This is a genomic window from Mycolicibacterium rutilum (genome assembly GCF_900108565.1).
GTDB lineage: Bacteria > Actinomycetota > Actinomycetes > Mycobacteriales > Mycobacteriaceae > Mycobacterium > Mycobacterium rutilum.
This window is the reverse complement of record NZ_LT629971.1, coordinates 3,411,639-3,424,861: the sequence shown is the minus strand read 5'-3', so window position 1 is coordinate 3,424,861 and position 13,223 is coordinate 3,411,639. Positions and strand designations below refer to the sequence as shown.

General features: G+C 68.9%; 11 protein-coding genes. 5 read left to right on the top strand and 6 right to left on the bottom strand.

Annotated elements, in window-relative coordinates; genetic code table 11:
* Positions 1-213 precede the first annotated feature (213 nt).
* The 3 genes from BLW81_RS16735 (at position 214) to BLW81_RS16725 (ending at position 3,647) form a co-directional block, all read left to right on the top strand.
* Positions 214-597 (top strand): DUF732 domain-containing protein, encoded by a 384-nt coding sequence (locus BLW81_RS16735; protein ID WP_083408139.1) that lies wholly within the window; start codon positions 214-216, stop codon positions 595-597.
* Between the two features lie 25 nt (positions 598-622).
* On the top strand, positions 623-3,208 hold the full coding sequence (pepN, locus tag BLW81_RS16730) for an aminopeptidase N (RefSeq protein WP_083408138.1): 2,586 nt from the start codon (positions 623-625) through the stop codon (positions 3,206-3,208).
* Positions 3,209-3,296: 88 nt separating this feature from the next.
* A complete protein-coding gene (locus BLW81_RS16725) occupies positions 3,297-3,647 on the top strand; it encodes an HNH endonuclease (protein WP_083408137.1) in 351 nt (116 codons plus the stop codon).
* Positions 3,648-3,653: 6 nt separating this feature from the next.
* On the opposite strand, the gene BLW81_RS16720 is transcribed toward BLW81_RS16725, so the two are convergent.
* From BLW81_RS16720 to BLW81_RS16710, 3 genes are read right to left on the bottom strand one after another with little or no spacing between them, the layout of a single operon-like run.
* Entirely contained in the window at positions 3,654-4,121 is a 468-nt protein-coding gene (locus tag BLW81_RS16720) for a DUF5130 domain-containing protein (protein WP_083408136.1), read from the bottom strand.
* Positions 4,108-4,374 carry an aa3-type cytochrome oxidase subunit CtaJ gene (gene ctaJ, locus BLW81_RS16715; RefSeq protein WP_083408135.1) on the bottom strand — a complete coding sequence of 89 codons (267 nt, stop codon included), beginning with the start codon at positions 4,372-4,374 and terminating at the stop codon, positions 4,108-4,110. The genes BLW81_RS16720 and ctaJ overlap by 14 nt, the downstream gene beginning before the upstream one ends.
* A 52-nt stretch (positions 4,375-4,426) precedes the next feature.
* The gene (locus BLW81_RS16710) at positions 4,427-5,095 is read right to left on the bottom strand and encodes an HNH endonuclease (RefSeq protein ID WP_083408134.1); all 669 of its coding nucleotides are present in this window, start codon (positions 5,093-5,095) and stop codon (positions 4,427-4,429) included.
* 141 nt (positions 5,096-5,236) lie between these two features.
* On the opposite strand from BLW81_RS16710, the gene BLW81_RS16705 reads away from it, so the two are divergent.
* On the top strand, positions 5,237-5,632 hold the full coding sequence (locus BLW81_RS16705; RefSeq protein ID WP_083410596.1) for a globin: 396 nt from the start codon (positions 5,237-5,239) through the stop codon (positions 5,630-5,632).
* Positions 5,632-7,200, top strand: coding sequence for a glycoside hydrolase family 13 protein (locus BLW81_RS16700; RefSeq protein ID WP_083408133.1), 1,569 nt, complete (start codon positions 5,632-5,634; stop codon positions 7,198-7,200). Before BLW81_RS16705 ends, BLW81_RS16700 begins: the two co-directional genes overlap by 1 nt.
* A 26-nt stretch (positions 7,201-7,226) precedes the next feature.
* On the opposite strand, the gene BLW81_RS16695 is transcribed toward BLW81_RS16700, so the two are convergent.
* The 3 genes from BLW81_RS16695 to BLW81_RS16685 are packed head-to-tail and all read right to left on the bottom strand — an operon-like array spanning position 7,227 to position 13,170.
* Positions 7,227-7,886, bottom strand: a complete 660-nt coding sequence (locus tag BLW81_RS16695; protein WP_083408132.1) for a DUF8185 domain-containing protein — start codon at positions 7,884-7,886, stop codon at positions 7,227-7,229.
* The gene (locus BLW81_RS16690) at positions 7,883-8,245 is read right to left on the bottom strand and encodes an acyl-CoA thioesterase (protein ID WP_407662346.1); all 363 of its coding nucleotides are present in this window, start codon (positions 8,243-8,245) and stop codon (positions 7,883-7,885) included. The genes BLW81_RS16695 and BLW81_RS16690 overlap by 4 nt, the downstream gene beginning before the upstream one ends.
* A 47-nt stretch (positions 8,246-8,292) precedes the next feature.
* Complete coding sequence (locus BLW81_RS16685) at positions 8,293-13,170, bottom strand: NAD-glutamate dehydrogenase (RefSeq protein WP_083408130.1); 4,878 nt, start codon at positions 13,168-13,170, stop codon at positions 8,293-8,295.
* Positions 13,171-13,223 lie beyond the last annotated feature (53 nt).

The following is a 13,223-nucleotide window of genomic DNA, read 5'->3' as shown; positions in this document are numbered from 1 at the left end:
CCTATGACGGTAGGGAGAAATCGGCCCCAAGGAATCAGGGGTTTCCCCATAATCGCGGCCCGGATTCCCGCGTCGGAGTTTGCTCCCGCAATTTCCACGCGGGCCGGCCATTAGCGTCGCGGCGGGCGGTTCGCAAAATAAGAAACGCCTCAATGTGTAAACGGAGATCGAACCGTGTTCCGGATGTGACCAAAGTGAAGAATCGTTACCGAAGTGAATACACCCCTTAATCGCTCACTCAGCGCGGTCGCATGTGCAGCCGGTATCGCGGCAGCGACCCTCGCCACCGCGGGACCGGCGCAGGCCGATCCGCTCGACGACACCTTCCTCGCGGCCCTCACCAATGCGGGGGTGGCGTTCAACAATCCGGTGGACACGGTCCGCCTCGGCGAGTCGGTCTGCCCGATGCTCGTCGAACCCGGCAAGAACCTCGCGAAGGTCTACTCGCGGGTGACCGACAACGGCATCCCGCCGGACATGGCCGCGTTCTTCACCGGGATCGCGATCTCGATGTACTGCCCGCAGATGGTGTCGTCGGTCGGCAACGGCACAGTGCTGGACTGGCTTCCCGCGGCCAGGGCTATCCCGGGCCTGTAACGCGTCGGGCCTATAGGTTGGTCGGGTGGCACTTCCCAACCTGACCCGCGACCAAGCCGCCGAACGCGCCGCCCTGGTCACCGTCGACAGCTACCGCATCGTGCTCGACCTGACCGACGGCGACGGCAAGCCCGGTGAGCGCACCTTCCGGTCGACGACGACCGTGGAGTTCGACGCGCTGCCCGGCGCCGACACCTACATCGACATCGCCGCCGACACCGTCCACAGCGCCACGCTCAACGGCCGCGAGATCGACGTGTCGGGCTACGACGAGTCCACCGGCATCCCGCTGTCCGGGCTGGCCGAGCGCAACGTCGTCGTCGTTGAGGCGGACTGCCGCTACTCCAACACCGGCGAGGGGCTGCACCGGTTCGTCGACCCGGTCGACGACGAGGTGTACCTGTATTCACAGTTCGAGACCGCCGACGCCAAGCGCATGTTCGCGTGCTTCGACCAGCCCGACCTCAAGGCCGCCTTCGACGTCACCGTCACCGCGCCGTCGCACTGGGAAGTCGTCTCCAACGGCGCTACCGTCACCGTCGAGGACGCCGGGGCCGCCAAGCGGCACACGTTCGCCGCGACGCCCCGGATGAGCACCTACCTGGTGGCACTGATCGCCGGCCCGTACGCCCGTTGGGACGACGTCTACAGCGACGACCACGGCGACATCCCGCTCGGGCTGTTCTGCCGCAAGTCGCTGGCCGAGTACATGGACGCCGAGCGGCTGTTCACCGAGACCAAACAAGGATTCGGCTTCTACCACAACAACTTCGGCGTGCCCTACGCGTTCGGCAAGTACGACCAGCTGTTCGTTCCGGAGTTCAACGCCGGCGCGATGGAGAACGCGGGCGCGGTGACGTTTTTGGAGGACTACGTCTTCCGTAGCAAGGTCACCCGCGCGTCCTACGAACGGCGCGCCGAGACCGTGCTGCACGAGATGGAGCACATGTGGTTCGGCGACCTGGTCACCATGCAGTGGTGGGATGACCTGTGGCTCAACGAATCCTTCGCGACGTTCGCCTCCGTGCTGTGCCAGGCCGAGGCGACGGAGTACACCGAGGCGTGGACGACGTTCGCCAATGTCGAGAAGTCGTGGGCCTACCGGCAGGACCAGCTGCCGTCGACGCATCCGGTGGCCGCCGACATCCCGGACCTGGCCGCCGTCGAGGTGAACTTCGACGGGATCACCTACGCCAAGGGCGCATCGGTGCTCAAGCAGCTCGTCGCCTACGTCGGCGAGGAGGAGTTCCTGTCGGGCCTGCGCGATTACTTCCGCGACCACGCGTTCGCCAACGCGACCTTCGGTGATCTGCTCGGCGCGTTGGAGAAGGCGTCGGGCCGCGACCTGTCCGGGTGGGGCAGGCAGTGGCTCAAGACGACCGGCCTCAACACGCTGCGGCCGTCCTTCGACGTCGACGCCGACGGGCGGTTCACCCGGTTCGCGATCGAGCAGAGCGGGGCGGCGCCCGGCGCCGGCGAGACCCGCGTGCACCGGCTGGCGGTCGGGATCTACGACGACGACGCCTCCGGCAAGCTGGTGCGCGTGCACCGCGAGGAGCTCGACGTCGAGGGTCCCAGCACCGATGTTCCTGCGCTGCAGGGTGTTCCGCGCGGCAAGCTGATCCTGGTCAACGACGACGACCTCACCTACTGCTCGCTGCGCCTGGATTCCGGGTCACTGCAGACGCTGCTGTCGCGGATCGCCGACATCGCCGAGCCGCTGCCCCGCACGCTGGCGTGGTCGGCGGCGTGGGAGATGACCCGCGACGCCGAACTCAAGGCCCGCGACTTCGTCGCCCTGGTGATCAGCGGCCTGCACGCCGAGACCGAAGTCGGTGTGCTGCAACGGCTTCTGTTGCAGGCGCAGACCGCGCTGAACTCCTATGCCGACCCGCAGTGGGCGGCCGAGAACGGTTGGCCGGCGTTCGGCGACGCGCTGCTCGACCTGGCGCGCGAATCGCAGCCGGGCTCGGATCATCAGCTGGCCTTCGTCAATGCGCTGTGCACGTCGGTGCTCTCGCCGAATCACGTCGCGGTGCTCTCGACGCTGCTCGACAACGAGCCCGCCGCGGTGAATCTGCCGGGGCTGGTGATCGACACCGACCTGCGCTGGCGCGTCGTGACCGCGCTGGCCCGCGCCGGTGTCGTCGACGCCGACGGCACCGACACCCCGCTGATCGACGCCGAGGCCAAGAACGACCCGACCGCGGCGGGTCGGCGGCAGGCCGCGGCGGCGTCGGCGGCGCGACCGCAGCCCGCGGTGAAGGAGGCGGCCTGGGAACAGGTCATCGAGGACGACACGCTGGCCAACATCACCGCGCGGTCGATCATCGGCGGCTTCGTGCAGCCCGGTCAGCAGGATCTGCTGAAGTTGTTCCGCGCCAAGTACTTCGCGTCGATCGCGGGGGTGTGGCAGCGACGGTCCAGTGAGGTCGCCCAGACCGTGGTGATCGGGTTGTACCCCGCGTGGGACATCAGCGAGTCGGGGCTCGCCGCGGCCGACGCGTTCCTGGCCGACGGCGATGTGCCGCCGCCGCTGCGCCGGCTGGTGCTCGAGGGCCGCGCGGGCGTCGAGCGTGCCCTCAAAGCGAGGGCGTTCGACGCGAGCTAGCCCCTGAGGGGGCGGCCCTCCCCTGGCGCGACGACACGCCGCGATATATCAGCGCTTTGTGCACGCTCGACGCTCGTAGGCTGCCGAGGTGGCAGTCAGCAGATCACGCCGGGCCAGGGCTGCCCGCAGACGTCAGCGGCGCCTCGGCGCCGTCGACAACGACCTGACGACAGCGCAGTGGGAGTCACTCAAGGCCGCTTGGCAGGGCTGCGCCTACTGCGGGGCGACCGACCGGCCGCTGCAGCGCGACTGCGTCATGGCCATCAGCCGCGGCGGCCGCTACACCATCGACAACGTCGTACCGGCGTGCGCGTCGTGCAACACCAGCAAATGCAACGACGAGGTCACCGGATGGCTGCGCCGCAAACGGCTCGATGAGCGACGGTTCCTGGAGCGCTACGTCGAGATCCGGGCCGCGCTGGCCGCCGACGCTCCCTGACGCGGGTCAGGCCGGAACGACTCCGGCGCTCATCACCCGCACCGCGCTGATCAGGCCGTCCATCAGGTTGCCGTCCTTGAACGACGCCGCGGCCGCCGAGACGCCCAATGGGGCGGCCTCCTCGATGCCGCGGCCCTTCACGTCGGCGCCGTAGACGACCTCGATCGCGCGCTGGTCCGGCGAGACCGCCAACAGCACCGCGTTGCTGGGTGTCGGCACCTTGGCCAGGATCTCGCGCGCCGTCGCGGCGGTGTCCGCGCCGAGGTCGCCGATGTAGACCGCGAACCGGGCCTTGGCCGCGCGCGAACCGTACTTGAGCGCGTCGTCGAGGAACACCAGGTCCTTCATCGGGAACGGATAGCGGACCGACAGCTCACCGGGCTCGGTGACGCCGGACAGGCGGCCGCTGGAGGTCAGGGCCCATCCGACGGGCAGGTTGGCCGGGTCGACCGTCGTGAGCTCACCACTTGCCACTTGCGCCGCCTCCAATCGTCACGTGAGAACTCTGCTCGCCCGCGTCGTCGCTGTGCACAGCGGTGTCGGCCACCAGGCTGCGCCCGGTGTTGTGGGCGTGCTCGGTCGGCTCGTCGGACGCCCACAGAATCGGCGCGTGCGTCCACGGCTCGGACAGCTTGTAGGTCTCCGGGTGCGGTCCCTTGCGGTTCTTGCCGACGCCCCAGATCAGCACGATCAGCACGAACGTGAGGGCCAGCGGAATGCCTCCCATGAGGGCATGACTCAGTGCGGTGCTCACGTCGCAAACCGTATACCAGGCCCGATTACGCCGCGCCTTCGCCTAGATATCGGACCCATGACGGATCCAGTTCCTTGACACTCGACAGCAATCGCCAGTGCTGACCCTTCGGCGGGACCGGCACCGTCCGCAGCGTCCAGCCCAGTTCGCCGAGCAGTCGGTCGGCCTTGCGGTGATTGCACGGCGAGCACGCCGCCACGCAGTTCTCCCAGGAGTGGTCGCCGCCGCGGCTGCGCGGCACCACGTGGTCGACGGTGTCGGCCTTCGAGCCGCAGTAGGCGCAGCGGAACCGGTCGCGGTGCATCAGCGCGGCGCGGGTCATCGGGATGCGCGCGCGGTAGGGCACCCGGACGTAGGACCGCAGCCGGATGACCGAGGGCACCACGATCGAACGGGTCGCCGAATGGATCACCGGGCCGGTCGGATCGTCATGGACGACGTCCGCTTTTCCGCACATCAGCATGACGACCGCCCGCCGCATGGGCAGAGCGGTCAACGGCTCGTAGGTGGAGTTCAGCAGCAGCACGCGGCGCCGACCCCAGATCGACGCGTCGGCGGTACTGGGTGGGTGGGTGTCGATGCTGTGCAGGACGCGTGTCGGCGCGGAAGGTCCCACCGGCCCGGTCAGGGCGGGCGCGACACCGTGGCTCCGGTGGCCAGCCCTCGTGGACGGGCCTTTCTTGCGATGCGCCATACGTCCTCCGAGGAGACAGTTCACCACGGATTGCTGTGAATCGCACGACAATTCTTAGCGTGTTCGCAGGTCAGTCCGGTGAACATCCGGTGTAACGACCGGCTGACCTGGCTGTTCCAGCAACAAGGAACAATGGGGGGCGTGACACAGCCACAGGGATCGTTCTACGACGACGTCGGTGGCCACGAGACGTTCCGGGCGATTGTGGCGCGGTTCTACGAGCTGGTTCGCGACGACGAGATCCTGCGTCCGCTCTACCCCGAAGAGGATCTCGGGCCCGCCGAGGTGCGCCTGCGGATGTTCCTCGAGCAGTACTGGGGCGGTCCGCGAACCTACTCCGACCAGCGCGGGCACCCGCGGCTGCGGATGCGGCACGCGCCGTTTCGCATCGGCTTCATCGAGCGCGACGCCTGGTTGCGCTGCATGCACACCGCCGTGGCGTCCATCGACTCGGACACGCTCGACGACGCGCACCGACAGGCGCTGCTGGACTACCTGGAGATGGCGGCCCACTCGATGGTGAACTCGACGTTCTGATGGACAGCCGCTGGTGGTCGCACGCGCTGTTCTACCAGGTGTATCCAAGGTCGTTTCGGGACAGCGACTCCGATGGCGTCGGTGATCTCGACGGCGTGAGCGCCGGACTCGACTACCTCGAGTCGCTCGGCGTCGACGCGATCTGGCTCAACCCGGTGATGGTGTCGCCGATGGCCGACCACGGCTACGACGTGGCCGATCCGCGCGACATCGACCCGCTGTTCGGCGATCTGGCCGCGATGGACCGTCTCGTCGAGGCCGCCCACGCTCGCGGCATCAAGGTGACGATGGACCTGGTGCCCAACCACACCAGTTCGGCGCATCCGTGGTTTCAGGCTGCGCTGGCGGCGGCGCCGGGATCCGCCGAGCGCGAGCGCTACATCTTCCGGGACGGCGCAGGGCCCGACGGAAGCCGCCCACCCAACAACTGGCTGTCGATCTTCGGCGGCCCGGCGTGGACCCGCGTCACCGAGCCCGACGGCTCCCCGGGACAGTGGTACCTGCACCTGTTCGACGCCGAGCAACCCGACCTGAACTGGGACAACCCCGAGGTGTTCGCCGACCTCGAGACCACGCTGCGGTTCTGGCTCGACCGCGGCGTCGACGGGTTCCGTATCGACGTCGCGCACGGGATGGCCAAGCCGCCGGGACTGCCCGACATGCCGACCGCCAAGCCCGAGATGCTGCTCGCCGAGATGGACGACGATCCGCGGTTCAACCACGACGGCGTGCACGACATCCACCGGGCTATCCGCCGCGTGTTCGACGACTACCCCTGCGCCGTCGCGATCGGCGAGGTCTGGGTCTACGACAGCGAGCAGTTCTCCCGCTACGTGCGGCCCGACGAGCTGCACCTGGGTTTCAACTTTCGGCTCGTGCGCGCCGACTTCGATGCGCGCGACATTCGTTCGGCCATCGAGAACTCGTTGGCCGCAGTCGATCTCGTGGATGCCGTCCCCACCTGGACGCTGGCCAACCACGACGTGGAGCGGCCCCCGACTCGCTACGGCGGCGGCACGGCGGGCCTGGCACGCGCCAGGGCGATGGCTCTGGTCATGCTGGCGCTGCCGGGCGCGGTGTTCCTCTACAACGGTGAGGAACTCGGACTGCCCAACGTCGACGACCTGCCCGACGAGGCGCTGCAGGATCCGGTGTGGGAGCGCTCCGGGCATACCCGCCGGGGCCGCGACGGTTGCCGCATCCCGATGCCGTGGTCCGGCGAGACTCCCCCGTTCGGGTTCTCCGACCACCCCGACACGTGGTTGCCGATGCCGCCGGAGTGGGCGGCGTTGACGGTGGAGAAGCAACTCGCGGATCCGGCATCGACGCTCGCGTTCTACCGTCGGGCCATCGGGTTACGGCGTGCGCGTGAGGAATTCAGCGGCTCGGCGGTGGAGTGGCTCGACTCCCCCACCGACGTCCTGGTGTTCCACCGCAGCGGCGGGCTCGTATGTGTGCTCAATGCCGGCGCCGTGCCGATCCCGCTGCCCGAGGGCGAGGTACTGCTGGCCAGCGGCCCCGTTCTCGACGGCACACTGCCGCCCGACACCGCGGCCTGGCTGGTCTAGTTCGCGCCGGTCCACCGGGCGGCGAGTTACCGCAGCACCGCCAGCGGGTTGCCGCGGCGCCGGTACACCGAACCGAACCGGGCGTCGATGCGCAGCCACGTCGGCAGCGCCCGCACGCGCACCATCTCGTCGGCGGCGACGGCCGAACCGGTCTGCGGCAGGAAACCCATTGCGGTCAAGGCGAACACACACCGCATCGGGATACCGACCGTGTCGGCACCCGAGCTGACCTCCATGACCTCCTGATCCAGCAGCGACACCGGCGGACCGTGCCCGCCGGAGTGCTCTTTGACCAGTGCACCGCCGCGCTGCGCCAGGTCGAGCACCACGCGGGCCGGTACGTCGTCCAGATGCACGAAGCCCGTCTCCGGCGGCAGCGCGCCGCGCCACGCGGAGTCCATCGAGAATCCCGGATCGACGTAACCGGTGCGGTCCATCGCGCGCAGACCCGCGGCAAGCGCGTCGGCGCCTGCCGACAGGTCCGGCGGATTGACCCGGCCCTCGACCACGCGGCTGGCCAGCACGTCGAAACCGGTGGCCACCCAGGCGACCACCGCTCCCTCGCCGCGCTGGCGCAGCCGGATCACCGCAGCCTCGTCGAGCCGCAGCGCGCGTTCGGTGAACGTCGCGAGGTCTTCCCGGTGGGCGCCGTCGGCCGGCCACACACCGCGGTCCGGATTCGTCATCGCTGATATCGCTGCAGATACTCCCGCTGCTGCTCGGAAAGCCGTTGCAGCCGTTGCTCCTTGATGTGCACGGCGGCCAGCTGGGTCTCGGCGATCACCGCCGGCTTCGAGTCGGCCGGTGCGCCGACCGAGCGGACCTCGTAGCCGACGGTGAAGTCGACAGCGCGTACCCGCTTGGACCACATGGTGACCTGCAGCGGCGAATCGATCAGCCGCAGTTGGGCTTTGTACGAGATGTTCACATCGGCGATGAGCAGGCCGATGGTCTCGATCTCCGGCCCGAACGGCTCACGCAGGAACGGGATCCGCGCCTCCTCCAGCAGCGTCACCATCGTGGCGTGGTTGATGTGCTGGTACATGTCGATGTCCGACCACCGGACATGTACCGGCGCGACGAAACCGATCGTCACCGTGAAGTCCCCGTTCCACTCGTTCGTGTCATGCTGCGGATCTGGCGCGCCGCCACCGACAGCGTGGCCAGGTCGTGCTGGCCGCTCTCATGAATCTCGCTGAGGGTGCGGCGGGCACGGTCGACCCGCGACCCGTTCGTCGTCTCCCACTCTGCGATCTTCTCCTCACCGGTCTCCTCGGGCTCACCGACGGCCAGCACGTCCAGGCACAGCGCCCGCAGCGAACCGTAGATGTCGTCGCGAATCGCCAACCGCGCCAACGAGTGCCAGCGGTCGTCACGTTCGAGCCGCGACACCGCCGTCAGCAGGGTGTCGGTGTTGAGGTAGTCCATCAGCGCGAAGTACGTGTCCGCGACCTCATCGGGTTCGCGGTCGACGATGTCGCCGATGTCGATGATGTCGAGCAGGCTGAACTGGTACAGGCCGGTCGCGACCATGTACGCCAGGTCCTTGGGGACTCCGTGGGAGGCGAAGTCGTCGGCTTCCTTGGCCACGATCGCCTCGTCGTCGCCGCGCAGCCATTCCGACATCCGGGGCGTCAGCGCCGCCACCTTGGCACCGAACCGGTTGATCTCGGCGCCCACCGCCAGCGGCTGCGGGCGGTAGTTGAGGAGCCACCGGCCGGCCCGGTCGACCAGCCGCCGAAGATCCAGGGTCATGCGGTCGGTGACCGCGACGGAGACACCGGTGTCGCCGGCGGAGCGGATGGCGCGCCACACGTCGCTGATCCGGAAGATCGCGTTGGCCGCGGCGAAGCTGCGGACCGCGTCGACGGGGCCCACCCCGACGTCCTCGCTGACCCGGTAGGCGTAGGTGATCCCGCTGGTGTCGACGAGGTCGTTGACGAGCATGGTGGTGACGATCTCGCGGCGCAGTTGGTGCGCCCGGATCTCCGCGCCGAACGGTTCGCGCAGCTTCTCCGGGAAGTACCACGGCAGCCGCGACGCGAACGCCTCCTGGTCGGGCAGGTCACTGGCCAGCACGTCGGCCTTCAGCGCCAGCTTCACGTGCGCCATCAGCGTGGCCAGTTCCGGTGAGGTCAAACCGATTCCGGCGTCGGTGCGGCGGCGGATCTCCTTCTCCGAGGGCAGCGCCTCCAGTTCGCGGTTGAGGCCGCGGTCGGCGACGAAGGCCTTGATCATCCGCGAGTGCACCGGCAGCAGGCTGTCCGCGTTCGCGCGGCTGGTGCCCATCAGGTCGTTCTGGTCCTCGTTGTCCTTGAGCACCAGCCGGCCGACTTCGTCGGTCATCGACAGCAGCAGGTCGGTGCGCTCCTCGGCGCTGACCTTGCCGGCGGTGACCAGCGAGTCGATCAGGATCTTGATGTTGACCTCGTGGTCGGAGCAGTCGACGCCCGCGGAGTTGTCCAGCGCGTCGGTGTTGATGCGGCCGCCGGCGAGGTCGAACTCGATGCGCCCCAGCGCGGTGACCCCGAGGTTGCCACCTTCGCCAACCACCTTGACGCGCAACTGGTTTCCGTTGACCCGCACCGGGTCGTTGGCGCGGTCGCCGACGTCGGCGTCGGATTCGGTCTCGGCCTTGATGTAGGTGCCGATGCCGCCGTTGAACAGCAGGTCGGCGGGCGCCTTGAGGATCGCCTTGATCAGGTTCGGTGGGGTCAACTCGTCGACGCCGTCGTCGATGCCCAGCGCCGCGCGGGCCTGCGGGCTGATCGGGATCGACTTGTGCTCCCGGCTGTAGACGCCGCCGCCCTCGCTGATCAGCGACGTGTCGTAGTCCTCCCAGCTGGACCGCGGCAGCTCGAACAGGCGCTTGCGTTCCTCCCACGAGCGGGCGGCGTCGGGATCGGGGTCGATGAAGATGTGCCGGTGGTCGAACGCGGCGAGCAGCCGGATGTGTTGGGACAGCAGCATGCCGTTGCCGAAGACGTCGCCGCTCATGTCGCCGACCCCGACCACAGTGAAGTCCTCGGACTGGGTGTCGACGCCCATCTCGCGGAAGTGCCGTTTGACCGACTCCCAGGCGCCGCGGGCGGTGATGCCCATGGCCTTGTGGTCGTAGCCGACCGAACCGCCCGAGGCGAACGCGTCGCCGAGCCAGAACCCGTAGGACTTGGCGACCTCGTTGGCGATGTCGGAGAACGTCGCGGTGCCCTTGTCGGCGGCGACCACGAGGTAGGCGTCGTCGCCGTCGCGGCGCACCACGTCGGGCGGTGCGACGACCTGCCCGGTGGCCTTGTCCACGTTGTCGGTGACGTCGAGCAGGCCGGCGATGAACAGCTGGTAGCAGGCCACCCCCTCGGCGCGCTGGGCGTCGCGGTCGGCGGCGGCGTCGCCGGTGGGCGTCGGCGGCTGCTTGACGACGAAGCCGCCCTTGGCGCCGACGGGCACGATTACCGCGTTCTTGACGGCCTGCGCCTTGACCAGGCCGAGTATCTCGGTGCGGAAATCCTCGCGGCGGTCCGACCAGCGCAGCCCGCCACGCGCGACGTAGCCGAAGCGGAGATGCACGCCCTCGACCCGCGGTGAGTACACGAAGATCTCGAATTTCGGTCTGGGCAGCGGCAATTCGTCGATCAGGCCCGGGTCGAGCTTGTAGGACAGCACGTTCTGCTGGCGGGCCGATTCCGGTCGGGCGACGAAGTAGTTGGTGCGCAGCGTCGCCTGGATCATCGACGCGAAGGCCCGCAGCACCCGGTCGGTGTCCAGGCTGACCAACGCGTCGATGTCGGCGGTCACCGCCGCCGCGGCCGCCTGGGCGTCGCGGCGCTTCGGTGCGCCGTCCTGCTCGGTGTCGGGCCGGAACAGCGCCTCGAACAGCTCGACGAGCGACCGCGCTGTCTTGGCGTTGTCGTTGATGACGCCTTCGATGTGCGACTGGCTGTACGGAAAACCGGCCTGCCGCAGGTACTTTGCGTAGCTGCGGAGCACCGACACCTGTTGCCAGTTGAGTCCGGCGCGCATCACCAGCTCGTTGAACCGGTCGATCTCGGCGCGGCCCTGCCAGATCGCGGTCACCGCGTCGGCGAACCGTGCCGCGGTGTCGGCGCGTTCGGCCTCGGACTCGATGCGCGGGATCGACTTGTGCGGCGAGATTTTGAACTGGTAGATCCAGACCGTGAGCCCGTCGGGCCGCTCCACCGTGAACGGCCGCTCCTCGAGCACCACGACACCCATCGACTGCAGCATCGGCAGCAGGTCGCTCAGCGACGCCGAACGCCCACCCAGATACAGGGTGAGCTGGGCGGTGCCCTCCTCGGTGTCGGAGAGGACGGGTTTGATGGCGCCGTCGTCCAGTTCGTCGATGATCGCGATGTCGCCGATCGCGTCCAGCGGCGCGACCGCCTGTTTGTAGGCCTCGGAGAACGCTACCGAATAGTGCTGCGCCGCACGCTGATCGATCGAACCGGTCTTGACCGCCCCGATCAGCCGGTCACCCCAGGTCCTGGCCGCCTCGGTGAGCAGATCCTGGATCCGCGTCTCGTTCTCCAGTGACGTGTCGATGTCGCGGGCGTTGATCCCGTCGGGCATCCGCACCGAGAAATGGACCACCGCCCAGGGGGATTCGCTGACACGCGCGGTGTACTCGATGCTGACGCCGCCGAGTTCGCGCACGAGGATGTCCTGCATTTCGAGCCGCACCGCGGTGGTGTAGCGGTCACGCGGGAGGTAGACCAGGCACGACACGAAGTGCGCGAGCGAATCGGCGCGCATGAACAGCAGGGTGCGTCGGCGTGATCCGAGGTCGACGACCGCCTTGACCATGTCCAGGATGCTGCGGGCCGACAGCGCGAACAGCTCCGAGCGCGGAATGGTCTGGATGATGTCGAGCAGCAGCTGCCCGGGATGGCTGGGGTCGCGGCGCGACAGCGACAGCGCCTCGTTCACCCTGCGCGAGATCAACGGGATCTCAAGGACGTTGGCGTTCATCGCGGCGACGGTGAACAACCCGACGAACCGGTGCTCGACCACGGTGGGCCCGTGCTGTTCGCGGACGACGACGATGTAGGGGTAGGCGCCGTAGCGCAGGTAGCTCGGGATGGTCGCCTGCGCCAGCGTGAGCAGCTCGCCGTCCTCGGTCAGCGGCGGCAGCACGTCCTGACGCAGCCGCAGCACGCCCAGCCGGCTCGCCGGATCGACCGACGAGTGGCCGTCGCGGATCGGGCACCGCTGGTAGCCCAGCAGCACGAAATGCCCGTCGGCCAACCAGCGCAGCAGCGCGGCGACGTCGTCGCGGTCCTGGCCCGGGAACCGCGCACCGTCGGACGCCAGTTCCTGGGCCAGCCCGCGCAGCGTCGACCCGAGCGCAGGCGCGTCGAGCGCGACGTGGCGCGCGTCGGCGAGCACGCTGGGCAGCATCTGCGCCACCTGGGCGAGCGCCTTGGGGTCGACGGTCGCGGCGAGCTGGACGTGGATCCAGGCCTCGTCGACGCCGGTGCGGGACCCGGCGGCGTCGGCGACGGGTGCGACGTCGAGCAGTTCACCGGCCCGCGCGCGGTGCACCCGCAGCACCGGGTTCATGATCGCGGTGTAGGCGACGCCGAACCGGTGCAGCAGCACCGTGACCGAGTCCATCACCATCGCGGTGTTGTCGGTGACGATCTGCAGCGCCGGGCCGATGCCCGCCGGATCGTCGGACGGGTAGACCTCGACGCGGGTGTCGCCGAACGGCCGGAAGCGGCCCAGCCGGTGATGGGCGGCGATGAGGTTCGGCGAGACGATCTGACGCGCGGTCGCCGTCACCGGCATCGTCACCGCCGCGTCCGCGGCCGGCGCGTCGGCGTGCGGGCCGCGGTAGGTCTCCAGATACGCGCGAGCCAGCCGCGCCGTCGTCTGGTCGTCGAGTGCCGGCGACTCGCGGTGCCCGGTCTCGGCGCCCGCCGGTCCCCCGCTATCCCCCGGATTCACCGCCATGCGACGCTCCTGACCTGTTGGCACGGACCACCCGCCGTTGGATGTGGCCGTCC

Excerpts from the sequence above, each read along its gene's own strand:
- BLW81_RS16710 (WP_083408134.1), bottom strand. The coding sequence starts at position 5,095 with ATGGCGCATCGCAAGAAAGGCCCGTCCACGAGGGCTGGCCACCGGAGC.
- BLW81_RS16685 (WP_083408130.1), bottom strand. The coding sequence starts at position 13,170 with ATGGCGGTGAATCCGGGGGATAGCGGGGGACCGGCGGGCGCCGAGACC.
- ctaJ (WP_083408135.1), bottom strand. The coding sequence starts at position 4,374 with ATGGGAGGCATTCCGCTGGCCCTCACGTTCGTGCTGATCGTGCTGATC.
- BLW81_RS16700 (WP_083408133.1), top strand. The coding sequence starts at position 5,632 with ATGGACAGCCGCTGGTGGTCGCACGCGCTGTTCTACCAGGTGTATCCA.
- BLW81_RS16695 (WP_083408132.1), bottom strand. The coding sequence starts at position 7,886 with ATGACGAATCCGGACCGCGGTGTGTGGCCGGCCGACGGCGCCCACCGG.
- BLW81_RS16690 (WP_407662346.1), bottom strand. The coding sequence starts at position 8,245 with ATGTACCAGCACATCAACCACGCCACGATGGTGACGCTGCTGGAGGAG.